Annotated in this window: 19 protein-coding genes; 17 read left to right on the top strand and 2 right to left on the bottom strand. The window is 33.9% G+C overall.

Going from position 1 to position 20,306, the window contains the following annotated elements:
* The 7 genes from FYJ55_RS05095 to FYJ55_RS05065 all read left to right on the top strand — a co-directional run bounded on the left by FYJ55_RS05095 (position 1) and on the right by FYJ55_RS05065 (position 6,648).
* The gene (locus tag FYJ55_RS05095) at positions 1-1,065 is read left to right on the top strand and encodes an SIS domain-containing protein (RefSeq protein WP_195836669.1); all 1,065 of its coding nucleotides are present in this window, start codon (positions 1-3) and stop codon (positions 1,063-1,065) included.
* 49 nt (positions 1,066-1,114) lie between these two features.
* A complete protein-coding gene (locus FYJ55_RS05090) occupies positions 1,115-1,768 on the top strand; it encodes an HAD family hydrolase (protein ID WP_195836668.1) in 654 nt (217 codons plus the stop codon).
* Position 1,769: 1 nt separating this feature from the next.
* Entirely contained in the window at positions 1,770-3,119 is a 1,350-nt protein-coding gene (locus FYJ55_RS05085; RefSeq protein WP_229771095.1) for an MATE family efflux transporter, read from the top strand.
* 77 nt (positions 3,120-3,196) lie between these two features.
* A complete protein-coding gene (locus FYJ55_RS05080) occupies positions 3,197-4,777 on the top strand; it encodes an AAA family ATPase (RefSeq protein WP_154555925.1) in 1,581 nt (526 codons plus the stop codon).
* Positions 4,778-4,801: 24 nt separating this feature from the next.
* Complete coding sequence (locus FYJ55_RS05075) at positions 4,802-5,104, top strand: hypothetical protein (RefSeq protein WP_154555924.1); 303 nt, start codon at positions 4,802-4,804, stop codon at positions 5,102-5,104.
* Positions 5,073-5,264 carry a hypothetical protein gene (locus FYJ55_RS05070; RefSeq protein ID WP_154555923.1) on the top strand — a complete coding sequence of 64 codons (192 nt, stop codon included), beginning with the start codon at positions 5,073-5,075 and terminating at the stop codon, positions 5,262-5,264. The genes FYJ55_RS05075 and FYJ55_RS05070 overlap by 32 nt, the downstream gene beginning before the upstream one ends.
* Positions 5,265-5,289: 25 nt before the next feature.
* Positions 5,290-6,648 (top strand): ATP-binding protein, encoded by a 1,359-nt coding sequence (locus tag FYJ55_RS05065; protein WP_154555922.1) that lies wholly within the window; start codon positions 5,290-5,292, stop codon positions 6,646-6,648.
* Between the two features lie 202 nt (positions 6,649-6,850).
* Here FYJ55_RS05065 and FYJ55_RS05060 read toward each other — a convergent pair whose 3' ends face one another.
* The gene (locus FYJ55_RS05060; protein WP_154555921.1) at positions 6,851-7,510 is read right to left on the bottom strand and encodes an alpha/beta hydrolase; all 660 of its coding nucleotides are present in this window, start codon (positions 7,508-7,510) and stop codon (positions 6,851-6,853) included.
* A 59-nt stretch (positions 7,511-7,569) separates the two neighbouring features.
* Between FYJ55_RS05060 and FYJ55_RS05055 the strand changes: the two genes are divergently transcribed.
* Positions 7,570-8,295, top strand: coding sequence for a hypothetical protein (locus FYJ55_RS05055; protein ID WP_154555920.1), 726 nt, complete (start codon positions 7,570-7,572; stop codon positions 8,293-8,295).
* Between the two features lie 45 nt (positions 8,296-8,340).
* Here FYJ55_RS05055 and FYJ55_RS05050 read toward each other — a convergent pair whose 3' ends face one another.
* A complete protein-coding gene (locus FYJ55_RS05050; RefSeq protein WP_154555919.1) occupies positions 8,341-9,213 on the bottom strand; it encodes a class I SAM-dependent methyltransferase in 873 nt (290 codons plus the stop codon).
* A gap of 86 nt (positions 9,214-9,299) precedes the next feature.
* Here FYJ55_RS05050 and FYJ55_RS05045 point away from each other — a divergent pair, with 86 nt between their 5' ends.
* The 9 genes from FYJ55_RS05045 to FYJ55_RS05000 all read left to right on the top strand — a co-directional run bounded on the left by FYJ55_RS05045 (position 9,300) and on the right by FYJ55_RS05000 (position 20,110).
* Complete coding sequence (locus FYJ55_RS05045; RefSeq protein WP_154555918.1) at positions 9,300-10,481, top strand: hypothetical protein; 1,182 nt, start codon at positions 9,300-9,302, stop codon at positions 10,479-10,481.
* 251 nt (positions 10,482-10,732) lie between these two features.
* Positions 10,733-12,910, top strand: coding sequence for an ATP-dependent helicase (locus FYJ55_RS05035; protein ID WP_154555916.1), 2,178 nt, complete (start codon positions 10,733-10,735; stop codon positions 12,908-12,910).
* 9 nt (positions 12,911-12,919) lie between these two features.
* Positions 12,920-14,914 carry an NAD-dependent DNA ligase LigA gene (gene ligA / locus FYJ55_RS05030; RefSeq protein WP_154555915.1) on the top strand — a complete coding sequence of 665 codons (1,995 nt, stop codon included), beginning with the start codon at positions 12,920-12,922 and terminating at the stop codon, positions 14,912-14,914.
* On the top strand, positions 14,901-15,971 hold the full coding sequence (locus tag FYJ55_RS05025) for a CamS family sex pheromone protein (RefSeq protein ID WP_154555914.1): 1,071 nt from the start codon (positions 14,901-14,903) through the stop codon (positions 15,969-15,971). Before ligA ends, FYJ55_RS05025 begins: the two co-directional genes overlap by 14 nt.
* Before the next feature lie 9 nt (positions 15,972-15,980).
* Positions 15,981-16,274, top strand: a complete 294-nt coding sequence (gene gatC, locus FYJ55_RS05020) for an Asp-tRNA(Asn)/Glu-tRNA(Gln) amidotransferase subunit GatC (protein ID WP_117923679.1) — start codon at positions 15,981-15,983, stop codon at positions 16,272-16,274.
* A 1-nt stretch (position 16,275) separates the two neighbouring features.
* Positions 16,276-17,649 (top strand): amidase family protein, encoded by a 1,374-nt coding sequence (locus FYJ55_RS05015; protein WP_154555913.1) that lies wholly within the window; start codon positions 16,276-16,278, stop codon positions 17,647-17,649.
* Between the two features lie 2 nt (positions 17,650-17,651).
* The gene (gene gatB / locus FYJ55_RS05010) at positions 17,652-19,073 is read left to right on the top strand and encodes an Asp-tRNA(Asn)/Glu-tRNA(Gln) amidotransferase subunit GatB (protein ID WP_154555912.1); all 1,422 of its coding nucleotides are present in this window, start codon (positions 17,652-17,654) and stop codon (positions 19,071-19,073) included.
* A 74-nt stretch (positions 19,074-19,147) separates the two neighbouring features.
* Positions 19,148-19,786 (top strand): hypothetical protein, encoded by a 639-nt coding sequence (locus FYJ55_RS05005; RefSeq protein WP_154555911.1) that lies wholly within the window; start codon positions 19,148-19,150, stop codon positions 19,784-19,786.
* A gap of 33 nt (positions 19,787-19,819) precedes the next feature.
* Positions 19,820-20,110 carry a hypothetical protein gene (locus tag FYJ55_RS05000; protein WP_154555910.1) on the top strand — a complete coding sequence of 97 codons (291 nt, stop codon included), beginning with the start codon at positions 19,820-19,822 and terminating at the stop codon, positions 20,108-20,110.
* Positions 20,111-20,306 lie beyond the last annotated feature (196 nt).

The raw sequence follows: 20,306 nt of genomic DNA, 5'->3' as shown, positions 1-20,306 counted from the left end.
ATGCTTCGAAGCATAATGTGGCAGTATATAGAAGAAGAGCCTACATATTTATTGAATATCTTAAATAATCCAGAAAATAAAGAGGTTATTCAAAAAGTAAAGGATTTTGATACCATTTATATATGTGCACATGGAAGTTCTTATAATGCAGCTATTTCAGTTGCTAGTTTTATAAGTGATATGGCCCATGTTCGTGTATATGTCTATACACCAAGTAACTTTAAGCATAATGCCAAATCCATCAATTATGAAAATAAAGATAAGACATTGGTGATTGGAATTAGTGAAACAGGCACGAGTCGAGGTGTTTTAGAAGTTCTAGAACAAATGAAAGATAAAGGCTTTACACTTCTAACACTTACAAACGTAAAAGATTCACCTATGGATACATTAGGAGATTACACTCTTTATTATCATTGTGATGAAGAAGATAGTAATGCTAAGACAAAAGGGTATAGTTGTACTTTATTATTATTGATGTTGATTGGTATATATTCAGGTTATTTCAAGGGATTTGTTTCAAATGAAGAAGTGAAGAAATATTTTGAAGAGTTAAAAAATGAAATTAAGAATCTTGAATCATTAATGGATAGTTTTGTATCTTGGCTTAAAGATGCAAGTTATGGAAAAGATATGAAAGATATCTATGTGATCGGTGATGGAATGCAATTTGGTTCTTGTTTAGAAGGCCAGCTTAAACTAATGGAAACCATGTGTATGCCAACCATGTTTAATGATATTTTAGAATTTTCACATGGTATGCACAGATCTTTAAATACATTTTCAAATGTATTGTTGTTGGATGATGGTACGGAAAAGGAATTGATGTACAAAACATATCAATATCTTAAATCTAAACAAATTCCAGTTTTATTGATCACAAATCAAAGTTATGCATATGAGGATTATATTTATCCTGTTGATTTATATCATGTGGATCATTCAATATTTTCTATCATTTACTTGATTCAAATCATATCTGTATTTGTACCTGAACTTCATGGTTTAGATCCAAATCGTGATGCGAATAATGACTATACAGATTTTGTGAATACTAGAGTATAATCTAAAAGTAAAGCCCAGATGGGCTTTTCGCATATAGGGGAGGATGCACATGTTAGAGTTAGTTGTTTTTGATGTTGATGGGTTAATGCTAGATACGGAAAACGTATGGAAAGAAGCTTTTGATCAGGCGGGTAATAAGTATGGTATTCAAAATATGGGTTCTACTTTATTTCCAAAATTGATTGGTAAAAGTGGTAGAGATGAAAAAGAAGTGTTAGATCGATATTTATCTTCTGACATTCAAGAATTGGTAATTAAAGAATGGGAACGCATTGGATATGGTATGTTGGAAAAGGAAGTGCCAGTAAAGCCAGGTTTAAATGAAATCCTAGATTTTCTAGATGCATATCATATTAAAAAGGCTGTCGCTACAACGACAAGAAGAGAGCTTACTGAAGAAAGATTAAAACGAGTTGGCGTATATGATCGTTTTGATTATTTATTATGTGGGGATGAAGTCATAAATCGTAAACCAGATCCAGAAATTTATCTAAGTGTTTTAAAGAAAATGGATACAGACGCAAGAAATGCTCTAGTCTTAGAGGATAGTGTAGTTGGTGTTGAAGCAGCTTATAGGGCTAGTATTGACTGTATTCAAGTACCAGATATCATTGCACCTACAGATGTACAAAAGAAGCAGACGATTTATACTGCGAAAGATTTGATCGAAGCTAAAGATTATATTAAAGAGTATAGAGTATAAAATGCGACAAAATGATTTTGAAAATACACCCATGTTAAAGCTTGTTATGGGGTTGGCTATACCGAGTATGATTGCACAGCTCGTCAATATTTTATATTCCATTGTCGATCGTATGTTTGTAGGACAAATTGAAGAAGTGGGAAATGTGTGTTTGGCAGCCGTTGGAATATGTGGGCCAATCATTACTTTATTATCGAGTTTTGGAACACTTGTAGGTATTGGTGGTTCGATTTGGCTATCCATGTGTTTAGGGCAAAAGAATGAGAAAAGGGCCAGTCAAATCTTATATAACAGCTTTGTGATGTTGGTTGTTCTTTCTGTTTGTTTAACACTTGGATTCATTCTTTTAAAACACAATTTGATCTATTGGTTTGGAGGCAGTGACGCCCTTTATCCTTATGCCAATACCTATTTAACAATCTATACATTAGGAACTTTTTTTGCCTTAATGTCAATTGGATTGAATTATTTTATAACGGGACAAGGCTATGCCACAATCGCAATGTTGAGTGTATGTATTGGCGCCATCACAAATATTATTTTTGACTTTATTTTGATTCATACTTTAAAGATTGGTGTGGCTGGAGCAGCCATTGGTACAGTTGTAGCACAGTTTTTATCTTGTATGTTCGTGCTTTGTTTTTTAAGATTCAAATCAAAGATCAAATTGAGAAAAGAAGATTTATCTATAGAGAAGATGAAGCATATTGTTAAACTTGGATTTTCCCCATTTCTGATTATCGCATCCGATTCAATCATTTTAATAGTGATGAATATGATGCTTCAAAAGTATGGTGGAAATATGGGTGATATTTATATTTCGGCTATTACTGTAGCTCAAAGCTATTTCTTATTGATTACAGGACCATTACTTGGTATTAGTTCGGGTACACAACCGATATTTGCGTATCATTTTGGTTCGCAAAATTTAAAGAAGATCAAAGAAGCTTTTAAAATTGTGATTTCATTTGCGTTTTTATTCTGCCTTGTTATGTTTATTATTTCAATGTGTTACTCCAATGTATTTGTGGCTATGTTTACTAATAATACCATGACTATGCCAATCGCAGATAAGGCTATTAAAATCTTCTGTTTAGGTATTTTGATGATGTCCATTCAATATGTTTTAGTGGATGGAATTACAGGATTATCTAATGTAAAATTATCGTTATTTTTATCATTAAATCGTAAGATGATGTATTTGTGTTGTACATGTTTATTGCCTGCTTTTTTAGGAGTTTCTAATATTTTCTATGCACAACCAATAGCCGATATTTATGCAAGTATTGTGACAATCATTTGTTTTATAAAAATCATACCTTCTTATTTAAAAAGCCATGGAGTGAAGTAAGGCGAGATGAATTAACATCTCGTTTTTTAAATTCTACAGTCTTTTTCTGATATAATAGTGGTGTAGGAGGAATCTATATGGCTATATTTCTAAATCCTGATAATGCGAATTTTAATGAAGCGGTTCATTCAAAAATATATGTGGATAAAACGGGTTTAATTGAATATACAAATAGTGTGCTTTCAACCACAGCTAAATTCATTTGTAATTCAAGACCTAGACGTTTTGGAAAATCCATGACTGCCGATATGCTTTGTGCTTATTATTCAAAGGGATGTGATTCTAGAGAATTATTTCAGCCATATACGATTTCTTCATGTTCTACATTTGAGAAGTATATAAATCAATATGATGTCATTCATATTGATGTACAATGGTGTAAAGATCAAGTTGAAAATATAAATGATATTGTAAATTATATCAAAGAGAGTTGTATGCATGAATTACAGAATGAATATTCCAATATTGACTATAATGGAATTATTTCTTTGTCTGGTACACTTTCTAAAATCAATGATGAAACAGGACATCGCTTTGTGGTAATCATTGATGAGTGGGATGTATTGATTCGTGATAATGCGAATAATAAAAAATTACTAGAAGAATATATCGATTTCTTAAAAGGATTATTTAAAGGATCACAACCTTCTCGTTATATCGCATTAGCGTATTTAACAGGTATTTTACCAATCAAAAGAACAATGACACAGTCCGCATTGAATAATTTTGATGAATATACAATGTTGAATCCAGGTCCATTGGCTTCTTTTATTGGATTTACAGAGGGGGAAGTAAAAGGATTAAGTAATAAATACAATATAGATTTTGATAGAATCAAGAAATGGTATGATGGATATTACTTAAATCATCAGCATGTATATAATCCGAAAGCCGTTGTGAGTTTATTTACTTTAGGTGTGTTTCAAAGTTATTGGGCACAGACAAGTAGCTATGAATCAATTCATAGTTTGATTCAAATGAATTTTGATGGCTTAAAAGAAGCTGTTTTAGAAATGTTAAGTGGTAATGAAGTGAAGATGCAGACAACGTCTTTTCAAAATGATATGGTTTCATTTAAAAATATGGATGATGTCTTAACGGCATTGGTTCATTTAGGATATTTGGGATACAATCAAACATATAAGACGGTATTTATTCCAAATGAAGAAATCCGACAAGAATTTGTGAATTCTGTTTCAGAAGATAAATGGAATGATTTAATTCAATTTGAAAGGGAATCGGATACCATTTTGGAAGCAACTTGTCAAATGGAGACAGAAGTTGTAGCTCAACAAATGGAAAAGATTCATAATACGTATGCTTCTAATATTGCATATCATAATGAAAATAGTTTGAGCAGTGTTTTAACGATTGCGTATTTATCAACTTTGAAATATTATTTTAAACCAATACGAGAATTGCCAACAGGAAGAGGATTTGCGGATTTTGTTTATATCCCTAAACCTGAATATAAAGATTATTATCCTGCCTTATTGGTGGAGTTAAAATGGAATCATAATGTTCAAAGTGCATTAGATCAAATCAAGGAAAAAGTATATCCTCAATCGATTCGAGAATATACCGATAATTTATTATTGGTTGGAATTACTTATGATTCCAAGACAAAAGAACATCGTTGTAAAATAGAGAAGTTTTAATGGTATTAAGAATAGGTGATGATTATGTTTTTTAGGAAAGAGAAAAAGATGAATGTTCCAGATTTATGGAATTTTATGACATCTTTAAACAAAAAGGATAAGGCTTTGTTTGAAGAACTATTAGATAATGATAATGAGCCTTTGGAATATAAGGGAGATGTCAAACAGGGCGGATTATTAAAGAATAAAAAAATGATTGAGAGAAGAGTCATTGAAAAAGAAGAGGATGGAAGATTGCGTGATTATACGCAATATCGTATTCAGCCAGATATATATGAAGTATTAAAACCTTCTTATGATCAGTTTTATTCAATTATTGGTGATTAAGCTTGTAGAAATACAGGCTTTTTTCTTTACAGGTGCAAACCACAAAACAAAAAAAGTCCTTAAAGGTGCAAATGGAGAAATAAAAAAAGTCCTTGTAGGTGCAAATGAAGTTGATAAAAAAGTGCTTAAAGGTGTAAATAGGGATGAAAGTGTGCTATAATACCCATATATAAAGGAGATTATATATGTTAAGAAATGCGACGAATTTATTGACAAAATGGAATGCTCGAAAGAATCGAAAACCACTTATTGTATGGGGCGCTCGTCAGGTGGGTAAAACATATCTTGTTAAGGATATATTTGCCGAAGAATATTATTCAAATTCTTATATATATATTGATTTTAAAATTGAAGATGAAATACGCGATTTTTGTGATCATACAGCTAATGCAGAAAAAATAATTGAATATATTTGCTTATATAAAGGTAAAGATATTACTAAGAATACACTTTTAATATTTGATGAAATACAAGAATGTCCGAATATTATTTCTTCTTTAAAATATTTTTGCCAGGATTTTAGAGAAATTCCAATCATTGCGACAGGATCAATGGTACGAATTCGTCTTCAAAGAGAATTAACAAGAAATGGATCCACACAAAAGTTTATGTTTCCTGTTGGTAAGATTGAACAACTCACTATATACCCTTTAAGTTTTGATGAATTCTTATTGAATAGCAATGAAAAATTGTTTAATGTGACAAAAAAGGCATATGAGAGTAGAACTCCATTAAGCAGTAGTATTCATGAATTAGTATTAAATGAGTTTTATAAATATTTACTGATTGGAGGTATGCCTGAAGCAGTGAATACATACTTTGAATCCAATAGTTTTCTAGAATCAAGAAGAGTATTAAAGGATTTGTACGATAACTATTTATCCGATATGGAATTGTATCAGGCAAGTCGAGAATCTTGTTTACGTTCAAAGAATTTATTTTCAAATATATATGGACAGCTAAATAAAGAATCTAAGAATTTTTCACCCGGATTTATTGAAGAAAAGACAAAAACGAGAGATTATTTCCATCCAATTCAATGGTTGACCTTAGCTCATATTGTGAATCAATCTTTCCAATTAAAACAACATGTCACAATGCCTCTGATTCCTGATGGAGAAGGTAAATTCAGATTGTTTTTGGGAGATATTGGTATGTTCTCATATCAAAGTGGAATTAATGCATCTTCTTTTGTTGCTCCAAATAAAGAGAATACTTTATCTGGTATATTTTACGAAAACTATGTTGCGAATGAATTAGTCGCAAAAGGTATTGGATTATATTATTGGCGTGGAAAAAATGATGCAGAATTAGAATTCATTATTGAATCCGATAACAAACTGTATCCTTTAGATGTGAAAAAGGGTAAAGGTGTTTTAAATTCTTTAGATAAATTTTCAAACCAAAATTCATTTGAAATGGCGATTAAAGTATCAAAGAATAATTATGGGTATGATCATGAAAAGAAATTGGTTACGATTCCATTTTACTTTATGCCTTTCTTAGCAGAAGATTTGAAAAATGGAACTTTTAAAGTAGACTAGTCAAATTTGATTGGTCTTTTTTTAGATTCGTGTGAAAAAATGGTTTGTTTATCTTTTCAAATCAGGACATTTTAAACTGGCTTTATTATTTTACAAAAAAAAGGAAGCAGTGTCGCTAACAAGACTGCCTCCTCAAAACGTATGTTTTTCCTAGCAAATGTAGTTTATCACAAATTAATTATTGAATCAATTGAGTAAGGTTTTAAAATATTCTGTTTTCAAGCATTTGTTCGATGATTGTAAATATAGTCTGTTCCATTCTTCCATCATACAACATTCTATGTTTGGCATCTTCAATATAAATCAAACGTTTCTTTTGGGCTGGAATCTTCTTATAGGCATGAGAAGAACTTGATGGAGCAATGACTTCATCACTTGTTCCATGCAACATAAGGACCGGACATTCAATTTGTGAAATAGATTCTTTGTATTGAGAAACAATTTTTGTGAAGGCTTGGTATTGTTTTGAGCTTGGGCCTTTCTTTTCTTTGTCGGATTTTTTAAATAAACCTGTTACTTTTTTAATGTCAAGATATTCAAAGGCAGGTGCACAAAGAATTAAAGATTGTACTTTATAAATGCTTGCCAAATAACTGGCAATTACGCCTCCCATGGAAAAACCAATTAGAATCACGTTAGGATTTTCTTTAATAGCTAGACTTAATTTGGCTTCACATCTTTGTACCCAATCTTTGTAGTTGGCATCATTTGGATTGTTTAAATCGTACATATCAAATTGAATTACTTCATATTTTTTAGCTTTTAAATAGCGCGCTAATGAATCGAATTCATGACTTAGATTTCTTCCAAATCCATGGATTGTAACTATTATAGGTTTCTTTCTTCGATTAAATAAAGACATTCGCATCACCTCGTTGTATAATTATTATAGCATCTATTGAAAGGAAGGTCACATGTATCATGAAGGCAACTTTACTGATTAAAAATATTGAAAACTTATATACATGTGATAAGGATTTTACAATCTTGCATCATGCCTTTATTGCATGTCACCATGATAAGATCATTGAAATCAATACGGATTCTTATAAAGAATGGCTAGATCCTGCAACTCGTGTCATTGATGCACAAGGCGAGTGTGTTGTGCCTGCTTTTATTGATTGTCAATTTAAAAGTTTTACACACGTACGTTTAGGTGATCAATTAAGACAAGATATCAATGCGTTGTATGCGATGCGTCAAAATGGAATCTTAACTTTAATTTGTGACAATCCAAATACGCAAAGAATGAAGTTAGAACAGGATGTGTTTTATAAGAAAAACCAGCCAAAATTACCAGTGCTACATCGATTGAGTGAATTGAAAAATGAAATTCCAGAAACATTTTTAATGAGTTGTGGATTTGGACTACCAAACTCCTATGTATATAGTATGGCACCCATTAGTTATATGTTGTTTCAAACGCATCGAGTGTGTTCAAGAACATTATTAGAAAGTATGACATCTTTACCAGCTAAAGAATTTAATTTATCAGATCGTGGATCGATTGAAATTGGAAAAACAGCCGATCTTTTGGTTTTACAAGTCACAACGATTGAACATTATTTTCAAACTTTGGGAAGACCTTTGATTCATCGTATGATCAAAAATGGGATTCAATTCTATCCCGAGTGGATGGTTTGTTAGGAAGAGTTTTCTTCCTTTTTTCTTTTTCTTAACAAAAAAGATGGACTAGTCATTCGTCCATCTTCCAAAGATTCCACATGGTAATACACTATTATTTGTCGTTACAGGAAGTAAGTTTTCACCACATTCAATGTGTCCGCCTTTTTCTTTCTGAATGGATCTTGATAAAGCTTCATTTAATGTTGAGCAACTAAATCCAGTTGTATAGCAGTTCACAATAAAGAATAGCGCATCATCGCTTAAGATCTTCATACATTCTTGAATTAATGGGAATAATTCTTCTTCTAATTTCCAAAGTTCTCCATTAGGCCCTCTACCATAACTAGGTGGATCCATTACGATACCATCGTATTTTCTTCCTCTTCTTTGTTCTCTTTTAACAAACTTAATACAGTCATCGACAATAAAGCGAATCGTACGATCTTGTAAATTAGAAAGTTGCATGTTTTCTTTTGCCCATTGAATCATACCTTTTGAAGCATCAACATGCACAACTTCTTTCGCTCCAGCTTTTGAACAAGCCATGGTAGCACCACCTGTATAGGCAAATAGATTTAAGATTCTTAAATCATCACGCTTTGATTCTTTGATCTTATTAGCCATAAAATCCCAGTTGCTGGCTTGTTCAGGGAATAGTCCTGTGTGTTTAAATCCGGTTGGACTAATTTTAAAACGCAATCCCTTATATCCAATTGTCCAGAATTCTTTAACAGGCTTTTTCATTTCCCAATGACCACCACCCGATTTAGAACGATGATAAACAGCATCGGCTTTATTCCATGCACGCTCATCTTCAATTGGCCAGATTGCCACAGGGTCCGGTCTTCTTAGAATCGTTTGATTCCATCTTTCTAGTTTTTCTTTATTTCCAGTATCAATAACTTCATAGTCTTGCCATTCTTTAGCAATTTGATTCATACTTAGTTCTCCTTTAACCGCTTTATTATAACATACATTTGCCAACTATGATATAATAGAGAGTAACTCTAGAAGGAGGTTTTAACATGTTTGTTCAAATGATTTGTAAAGATCGAAATGAAAAAGAAATGAATGAATTGTATGAAGTTTTAGGCCTTATCGCAAGACGAGAAGAAGTGCAAATTGAAGATCGTTATGATCATGTTGATATCTTGGTTTGTCCACAAGGAAAGATTGTTGTGACAGAAGAAGATGGTGATATGGTTTTACGTGCCAATACCCGTCATGCAGGTCCAGGCTTTCATGCGTTTGTGGTAGATATATTTAAAGATATTCAGGAAGAAGTTCCTGGAGAATATGAACTAATGGATGATATGGAATTTGATAAGGATGAGGATTTTGATCGATTAAGTTCTATGTATGAGGATGAAATAGATTATATTCGTGGTGTTCTTTTAGAAAATGAAGTGATGCGTCAACAGAATTATATGTATGAAGAAACTTATTTCTTACCGCTTCAAAAGGAAGATCGTATCCTAACAAGTCAGGGAGATTTGGATTTAAAAGAATTTAAACATATGAATACTCGCGACTTAATGGATTCTTTCTATGTTTGGAACGATTGGGAAAGAGATGCCAAATTCTATAAGAATTGTGCGTTGACTTTACTTGCTAAAGAGGGTGTTGGCAAATACACATTAATGAATGAAACAACCATTAAACATGCCAATGATATTTGTGAATATATGGAAGCTGCTTATGAAAAAGATCATACAATTGATTTGCCTTTGGATGTATATGCAGATTTGTGTGAACAATTGGATCGAGAAAATAAATTGCAGAATGCCAAAAATATGGAGCAGGAAGCCATTCAATATCGCATTAAAGAAGTGTATCACTTATTTGAAGATGCAAGAGTTGTTGCCAGTGGTGCCGCAGAAAGAAGCTATGATCCAGTAAATCAAGCGTTGTGTTTAATGTCACCATATACAGATGAAGCACAATGGGATTGGTTGATTCAGGCCAGTAAACAACCGGGTATTGTCACAAACTTAGATCATATTATGGAACAAGATCCAATGCAATATGATAAGAAGACAATTTGGATGGATTCATGGCAAGAAGATGGTATCTATGTATTAGAAGCTGTACTTCGCTATAAAGAAAAATTCTTATATTTCCACGATGTATGTGCCAAGGAAAAGGATTTAGCTTTCTTAGAACAATGTATTAAGGAATCTGGTTTTACTGAAACGCAACAAGACTAGATAAAGTGTTAGAGAAGACAACAAAAGTATATGGCTATTCATCTGTTGATACGTTGTTGATGGATTATAGATTTGTGTCTTCTGTGTTAACGCCAAAACATAAGAAGATAGAAATTGTCAAAGCTATTGTGAAGAGTTTTACCAATAAATAAAGTAAATACGAAGGTATTCGTTTTCTGAGGTTTTGAGTGCTCATATTTCTGAGCACTTTTTTTGGGTTTATGGTAAAATTGATACGGTGATTAAAAATTATGAGTAACTCAATATTAGATACATTAAATGAAAATCAAAGAACGGCTGCAACGACAATTAACGAACATGTTCGTATTATTGCGGGTGCTGGTAGCGGGAAAACACGTGTCTTAATGGCACGTATTGTTTATTTGGTCCAAGATTGTGGTATTTTACCAAATCGTATCTTGGCTATCACATTTACGAATAAAGCGGCAAATGAAATGAAAACGCGACTAACAGCACAACTAGGTAGTATGGCAAGCGTAGTCCGTATTTCAACGATTCACTCTTTGTGCGTAAGAATGCTTAGAGAAGATGCGGATTTGATTGGTTATCCAAAAACATTCGCAATTATGGATCCAGAAGATCAAAAGGCTATTTTAAAACCGATTTATAAAACATTAGAAGTGGATAAAACAACGATTTCTTATAATCGTGCACTCGGTGCCATTAGTGCTTATAAGACAAACTATATTGATCCACAAATGGCAGGTAATATGGCAATGGATGATGTCAGTATTACTTTAGCTAAAATTTATGCCGGTTATGAAAAACGTCGTAATGAAATGAAGGCTATGGATTTTGATGATTTGTTGCTGGAGGGACACCGCTTATTAAATAGCGTATCTTCTGTTCGTGAGAAGTGGCAAAACCGTTTAGACTACATCCACGTAGACGAGTTCCAGGACGTGGATCCAATTCAATATGGAATTATTAAACTACTAACTGGAAAGAATACACATTTATGTGTTGTAGGAGATCCAGACCAAACTATTTATACTTGGCGTGGAGCCAGTGTTGACATCATTTTGAAGTTTAATAAAGACTTTGAACCATGTAAAACTGTAATTTTGAATGAGAACTATCGTTCAACACAGCCAATTCTAGATGCTTCCAATGCAGTTATTAAATACAATAAGGAACGTATTGATAAAGATTTATACACAAAACTTCCTGGTGATGAAAAAATCACAATGTTTGAAGGTAAAGAAGATAGTGAAGAACCAATCTTTGTGGCTCGTCAAATAAATGAAAAGCACAAAAAAGGTTTAGAATACAAAGATATGGCGATTCTTTATCGTTCGAACTATTCTTCACGTGCTTTTGAACGTATCTTTAAATCGGTCGGCATTCCATACGTAATCTATGGGGGTATTCGTTTCTATGAAAGACAAGAAATTAAAGATGCCCTATGCTATTTAAGATTATGTACAAACCGTAGCGAAGAAGATCCAGACCAAATGGCATTAGATTTGGATGTACTACGTGTGATTAATGTACCTCGTCGTGGTATTGGTGCACGTACAATTGAAAATCTTCAAAGACAAGCCGCAGAAAGGCATATGAATTTATATGATGTCATGAAAGATCCAATTGGATTAAGTACAGCAGTTACGAAGAAATGTGAAATGTTTGTAGATTTAATTGAAGATCTACGTGAAAATAGAGAGCATTATACGTTAGAAGATTTCTTGGATTATGTATTAGATACAACAGGCTATATTTCGATGTTGAAAGAAGATCGAGAAAGTGGTCAGGACCGTATTGATAATTTAAAGGAATTAAAAGAAGACATTGCCCAAAGTATGATTGAAGATCCAGAAATGACTTTAGAATCTTATTTACAAGATATTGCCTTGTTTACGGATAAAACACAGGAAACAAGTGAAAATACAGTCAGCTTAATGACGGTACATGCCGCAAAAGGACTAGAATTTGACACAGTATTCTTAGTTAACTTTAACGATGGTGTATTCCCAAGTTCTAGAGCATGTGATGAAGGTGGTATGAAGGCATTAGAAGAAGAAAGAAGACTTCTATATGTTGCGATGACACGTGCAAAAAAAACACTGTATATTTCTTGGAATACAGGCTTTAGTTATATGCAGGATGCGTTTAAAACACCAAGTCGTTTTAGAGCTGAAATCCCAATGGAATATATTGAACAAGAAGAAAAAGAAGAAGCACCAGAACAACCAAAGGTTGTTGTGTCTCAATCCTTAACAGGAAGACCATCTAAGCTTGGTGCTAATAAAAAGAAAATACGTTTACGTAAAGGGGATGCGGTTGAACATACGATTTATGGCCAGGGTGTTGTGCTTGAAATACGTGGGGATGTCGCAACCATTGCCTTTGGTCATACGATTGGTGTGAAAAAATTAAATGCATCACATCCTTCTTTAAAGAAAGCCTAGGTGAGTATGATGAATGAAAAGGCAAGAATTTTAGACTTACGTAAAGAATTAGAAAAATATTCCATTGAATACTATGTCTATGACAATCCAAGCGTTACCGATCAAGAGTACGATCGTTTGATGCAAGAATTAATGGCATTAGAAGAAAAACATCCAGAAATGCAGGATGCGAATAGTCCTAGTCAAAGAATCATTGGGTCTGTACTTGAGGGATTTGAAAAGGTTACGCACGATTCACAAATGTTGTCCTTAGGCAATGTGTTTAATAAAGAAGAAATTGAAGAATTTGTTCAAAGAATATCGGAAAGCGTTTCGAATCCAGAATTTGTCGTAGAATGCAAATACGATGGACTTGCGATGGCATTACTATATGATGATGGTAACTTTACTCGAGCTGTGACCAGGGGTGATGGAATAGTTGGAGAAGATGTTTCAAACAATGTAAAAACCATCCTTTCCATTCCTATGCACATTCCTGAAACGCGACATGTTGAGGTTCGTGGTGAAGTGTATATGCCTAAGGCAAGCTTTGAACTATTAAATAAAAGACAAGAAGAAAAAGGGGTAGCCCCTTTTGCGAACCCAAGAAATGCAGCTGCAGGAAGCATTCGCCAATTGAATTCAAGTGTGTGTGCAAGTCGTAAATTAGATGCCTATTGGTATTACTTCCAGAATGCGTCTGATTTTGCGGTACAAACACAAGAAGAAGCTTTAGAAGCAATGTCTAAGATGCATTTTAGAACAAATCCATTGCGTAAAGTTTGTACAACCGTTGATGAAATTTGGCAATTTATACAGGAAATTCAAGAAAAACGTGAGGATCTACCTTATGAAATTGATGGTATGGTCATTAAATTAAATAATTTAGCCGATCAAAGAAGACTTGGAAGCACTGCTAAAGTACCACGTTATGCGACTGCCTATAAATTTCCAGCACAAGAAGTTTTGACGCGATTAAAAGACATTGTCATTACAGTAGGGCGTACCGGAAAAATTACGCCTAACGCTGTGTTAGAACCAGTTCGTGTTGCCGGAACCACGGTGAGTGCGGCTCAGTTACATAATGAAGATATGATTGCCAATAAAGATCTTCGTATTGGTGATATTGTTGTTGTTCGAAAGGCTGGAGAAATTATTCCTGAAGTGGTAACAAGTGTACCTGAAAGAAGAGATGGAACACAAGTGCCATATCATTTTCCAACGACATGTCCAATTTGTGGCTCCCATTTAGTACGACTACCTGATGAAGCGGCACACTATTGTATCAACCAAGATTGTCCTGCTCGTGTTGTCGAAAGTATGATTCATTTTGCGTCAAGAGATGCGATGAATATTGATACTTTGGGTGATAAGAAAATTGAGCAATTACACGAATGGGGTTATTTAAATTCGATTGAAGATATTTATTTTTTAAATCGTTACTATGATGAATTGATTGAAAAACCAGGCTATCAAACCAAGTCGGTGGATAAGCTTCTTGAATCGATTGAAAATAGTAAAAAACAACCATTGGGTGTCATCTTATATGGACTTGGAATTCGTCAGGTTGGTAAAAAAGCCGCAATGATTTTAGCTGAACAATTTGGTGACATCGATACTTTAATGCATGCAAGTATGGATGATTTAGTTATGATTCATGATATTGGTTTAATTACAGCCCAAAGTGTTGTAGCTTTCTTTAAAGAAGAAAAGAATCTTCATTTAATTGAAGTATTAAAGCAAGCTGGATGTAATTTTACACAAGAAAAGAAAAAAGTTGTACAAAGTCGTTTCACAAATAAAACATGTGTATTAACAGGAACTCTAGAACATTATACGCGTAATGAGGCAAAGACCATTTTAGAATCTTTAGGTGCGAATGTGTCTGGTTCTGTATCCAAAAAGACAGATTATGTCATTTATGGTACGGCTGCAGGATCTAAGCTTACAAAGGCACAAAGTCTAGGCGTTATGACAATGAGTGAAGAAGAGTTTGTGCAGGAGGTAGAAAATGCTAAAGAATAAATTATTGATTGGTTTATTAGCAATGAGTTTATGCGCTTGTTCTACCGGAAATAAAAATCAGGCAAACGCATTGGATGAAGACTCGTATCAAGCTATTTTACCCTATGAATCCAGTGATACAAGAAGCAAACATGTAGGTTTGATCCAAGATACAGATTTGCGTGTAGAAATGGAAAGTGGATTGATGGATCTATCGAAAAAGTATTTTTCACCAACTTCGGTGGGGTATAAGACACATCAATTCTTAGATTATGATGAATTGGATGCGACAGACGGTTCAAGAGGATTATTAGGAACGGTTCGTGATGGAAATCCAAATGGTCTAAATCCAAGTGCCGATGAAGAATTTGATACGGGAAATGGGATTGTGACAAATGCGACAATTTTAGTGGACTTGTATGAATTAGATTGGTACACAAACGATAATCTAAAAGGAATTTCATTAGGTCTTGTCGTTAATGGAGAATTAAATGCATCCGATGGTTCGAGTGTAGAAATTACAGATGAAAAGATGCAAAATTATTTGGAGGTTACTTTTTCTAAATTAGCTTCCTATATGCATGAGCGATTTAATGAAATCAATAAGAATATTCCAATCTTTATAGCGGCTTATCGCTTAGATGATTCAAATACAACCGGTAAAGGCGGCTATATCTATGAAGGATATTATAAGGGTGGACAAGGAAGTTTTACTTCTTTAAGTCAAGAATGGATATTGGTTCCAAGTTCACGCTTTACAGATTTGGATTCATCAGCTGCAACGGAGTTTGCGTCTTTCAAAGAAGAGATTTCAAGAGTTCTTCCAGATAACACGTATATTACGGGAGAGGCTAAATTTGAATCTAAAAAATTAAAGAAATTAAATTTGACAATTACAGCACACGGAAAGACAGCCGGAGAAATCTTGGCCGTGATTGAGGATGTAAAAGATCAGATGGATACATTTAGTTCAAAAAAATGTGACTATTTGATTACCGTTCTAAATGATGATACAGTGTATGCATTGATAGAGAGAGCATCTGGTTCAAGTGAATGTAATGTGATCAGTAAGATATAGGAGGAGAATATGGAAAAGTTCAGTACAGAATATTTTCACAAATTGGCAAACGATTTGAAGTTTGATTTGAGTGATGAAGAAATTGAAGAATTGAAAAAAGATTTCGTTGCCGTCGAAGAACAAGTATCCCTTTTTGAAAAAGTGGACACAGAAGGCGTAGAACCTATGGTCTATCCTTTTGAAGCACCTACAACATTCTTAAGAGAAGATGTTGTAAGTGATGTATTAACGCAAGAAGAAGCGTTGAAGAATGTAAAAGATGCGCGTATGGGACATGTTCACGTTCCAAAGGTGGTGAAGTAAGATGGAAATTTCAAATTGTGTAAATAAAAATGTGGCTATTGAAAAAATTAATGCGGTTCAACCAAAATTAAATGCCGTAGTAACTATGGTTGATGAAGCTAATAACATAAAGAAAGGAAAACTTTCAGGTGTTCCAGTCGCATTGAAAGATAACATTTCTACTTGTGGTATTCGTACAACTGCAAGTAGCCGTATTTTAGATAACTATGTTCCTGTTTATGATGCGACAATCGTAAAGAAATTAAGAGAGGCAGGAGCTGACTTTGTATGTAAGGCAAGTATGGATGAACTTGGTATGGGTGGAACCAACAAGAATGCCTACACAGGTGCTGTACACAATCCTTATGATCTAAACCGCATTCCAGGTGGATCAAGCGGTGGATGTGCTGCTTTAGTTGCCGCAGGATGTGTACCTTTGGCTATTGGTACAGATACAGGGGATAGCATTCGAAAACCTGCTGCATATTGTGGTGTTGTTGGGGTTAAACCAACATATGGACGTATTTCACGTTATGGCATCATTCCTTATGCGAGTTCATTAGATCATGTTGGATATTTTACAACAAATGTAAAAGATGCTGCATTAGCTCTAGAAGTACTTGCCGGTCGTGATGATCATGATATGACTTCAAGTTATGAAGCGGTTAAAGAATATTCAAAATTATTGAATGGGGATCTAACAAACAAAACAATTGGTGTATTTAAAACCGTAATGGATGAAGTGAAAAACGAAGAATTAAAAGCTCAATTTAACACTTTAGTTTCTAAATTAGAGGAAAAAGGAGCTAAGATTGTTGAAGTGGAAATGCCAAAAGAATATATGGAATTGATTGCACCTGTCTATAAGACAATTGCGAATGCAGAAGCAACAGCTAACCATTCAAATCTGGATGGTATTCGTTTTGGAATGCGTGAAGAAGGCCAAAATTTAGAAGAAGTCATGACAAATACTCGCACAAAAGGTTTCTCAAGCTATGTTCGTGCCCGTTTCGTGATTGGTTCATATTCTTTGTTTGAAGAAAATCAAGATCGTTTATTTAGAAAAGCCCAAAAGATTCGTCGCTTGATCGTTCAAGCTTACGCGAAGATGTTTGAAGAATGTGATGCTGTATTAAGTGTTGCAGCACCAACGATTGCACCATTAATCAATGAAAGTACAAATGTTCGTTTTGGCGTATCTAGTTTTGCCGAAGAACACATGCAGTTACAAAATTTCTCTGGTTATCCAAGTATTACACTTCCACTAGGAAAAGTAGATTCTATGCCTGTGGCTGTGAATTTAACTTGCAAGCCTTTTGAAGAACAAAAAATGTTTGATGTATCTAGTGCGATTGAAGAATGCACAGGCTTAAAAGGACAATGTTTGGAGGGATAGTAATGAATTATTTTGTAACGATTGGTATTGAAATTCACTGTGAATTAAAGACAAATACAAAAATGTTCTCTGGTGCTCCTGTGCGCTTTGGAGAAATCGCAAATACATGTACAAGTGTTGTGGATTTGGGACATCCTGGATGCTTACCATGTGTAAATAAAGAGGCTATAGCCTTAGCTATCAAGGCATGTACAGCTATGCATTGTGATCTTGAAACATTGGTTCGTTTTGATCGTAAAAACTATTACTATTCAGATTTACCAAAAGGATTCCAGATTACGCAACAGTTCCATCCTATTGGAACAAATGGATATGTAGAAATTGATGTAGATGGAGAAAAGAAACAAATTCGCATCGAACGTATTCATATGGAAGAGGATACCGCAAAACAGTTCCATAAAGATACAGGTACATATATTGACTTTAACCGTGCTGGAACACCATTGATTGAAATCGTATCAAAACCAGATATGCATAGTGCTAAAGAAGCAGCAGCTTATGTGGAAACACTTCGTAAAAATCTTTTATATCTAAATGTCAGTGATGTTAAGATGGAAGAAGGAAGTATGCGTTGTGATGTCAATATTTCTTTGAGTAAAGATAAAGATACTTTGGGAACAAAGACAGAAATCAAAAACTTGAACTCCATTGCGAATGTTCAAAAAGCGGTTCAAGCAGAAATAGAACGTCAATCTGCATTATTGGATGCTGGTGAAAAAGTAGAACAGGCGACTCGCCGTTATGATGAAGCACAAAAGACTACAATTCTAATGCGTAAAAAAGAAGGAAATGTTGACTATAAATATTTCCCAGAGCCAAATATTTTCCCAATTCAATTAGATCTTGACTGGGTTAAATCGATTCAGGATAATCTAGAAGAGCTTCCTGATGCTCGTTTAGCTCGTTTCATGAAGGATTATGAATTGAGTGAATATGATGCAGGTGTATTGGTTTCTGATCGTGAAATGGCTGATTTCTTTGAAGAAGTATTAAAATCAACAAAATTTGCGAAAAAAGCATGTAACTGGATCATTGGAGATGTTTCAGCTTACTTAAACAAAAACAACTTAAGTTTTGCGAAAGTACCTTGTTCAAGTGAAAACTTGGCTAGCTTGATTAATGTGATCGAGGCTGGAGAAATCAGTGGAAAACAAGGTAAAGTTGTATTTGAAGAGGTTATGCAAGGAAAAGATCCTAAGAAGGTTATCGAAGAAAAGGGTATGAAACAAGTAAGTGATGATGGTGCTATTTTAGCTATCGTTAACAGTGTTTTAGATGCCAACCCTCAATCGATTGAAGACTTCAAAAATGGTAAAGATCGTGCCGTTGGATTCTTAGTAGGCCAGGTCATGAAGGCGAGTCGTGGTCAGGCAAATCCTAAGCGTACAAATGAGTTGATTCAAGAAGAATTAAAGAAAAGATAAAAGTCTGATTCATTCAGACTTTTAATGTTTTTATGTACTGTGTTATAATAAATACGTTATTAGGAGGTTTTTTAATGGCCAAGATGAAGCGTAGAAGACATACGTCCAATAAACCTACAGGTCAAGGACACAAGCTTGTATGGTTTACTGTTATTATAATTATGATTCCTGTTGTGATTGTAGGATATGTTTTGTTGACAAGCTTAGGTGGACAAAATCGACCTGTGGAAGGTAGTCGTTTTTCAAAAGCGGATTTAGATCCTGCCATCACAAAAGACAATATCTCATCTCTTGAGAGTGCTCTAGGAAACATTGATAATGTAGAAAAGGTAAGTGTGAATTTATTAAGTGCAACACTACGTGTACATATTGATCTAGTAGATAGTGCAACGGATGATGTGGCGAATGTGGCACTTGATAGTGCTTATAATATTGTGAATGAACAATTGCCAATTGATACATATTTTACAAATAAAGATAGTTCAAAGATGTATGATCTAGAAATTGATTCTTATAATTATTTGATTGATGATACACATACGGCAGATGGCTGGACATATTTAAAATTGACGAAGACCGGAGCTAGTGATGGTCCTGTTACAGATAATATGACAACCGCAAAAGATCCTGAGCTTTCAAATCAATTAAAAGCAGCAAGTGAACAGATTCAACAAAATATCGCAAATGCGAAAAACGAAGATGATGGACAATAAGAGTCCATCTTTTTTCATGAAAGGAGTCCAAAAATGAAATTATATATTGATGAGAATAATAAAGTAGTCACTATGCATGAGGCAACGAGTGATATGAAGTGTTTTGAAGAGTTTGAAAATAGGAAACCCTATTCTTTTGATGGAGTAAAAGAACTTGAAAATTGTATTCATCCTATTCATGTCTTATTGAATACGAGTATGATTGATGAAAAGTGGATTTATATGAATTTAAAATCATATATATCTAAAAATGACCGTGTTTGTATCCTTCCATTTAGCTTTTTTAATATATTAAGATTTTGGCTTCGGAACAGGGAAATGTAATATGTGAAAAAATCGAATTATCACAATTTGTAGGTTATCAGGAACGACAAAAAGGGCTATCATAATAGCCAACATTTTGTATTTGTCTTTAGTTGTTGAATTATTTTTTTACAATCATCTTATGATCACATTCAGGGCAGTGCATCATATAGTTTTCTTCAGGTTCATTTGGAAATAATTCATCGATCAACCATCT

It is taken from the genome of Holdemanella porci (assembly GCF_009696075.1).
Classification (GTDB): domain Bacteria; phylum Bacillota_I; class Bacilli_A; order Erysipelotrichales; family Erysipelotrichaceae; genus Holdemanella; species Holdemanella porci.
This window is presented reverse-complemented; position numbering and strand designations above follow the sequence as displayed.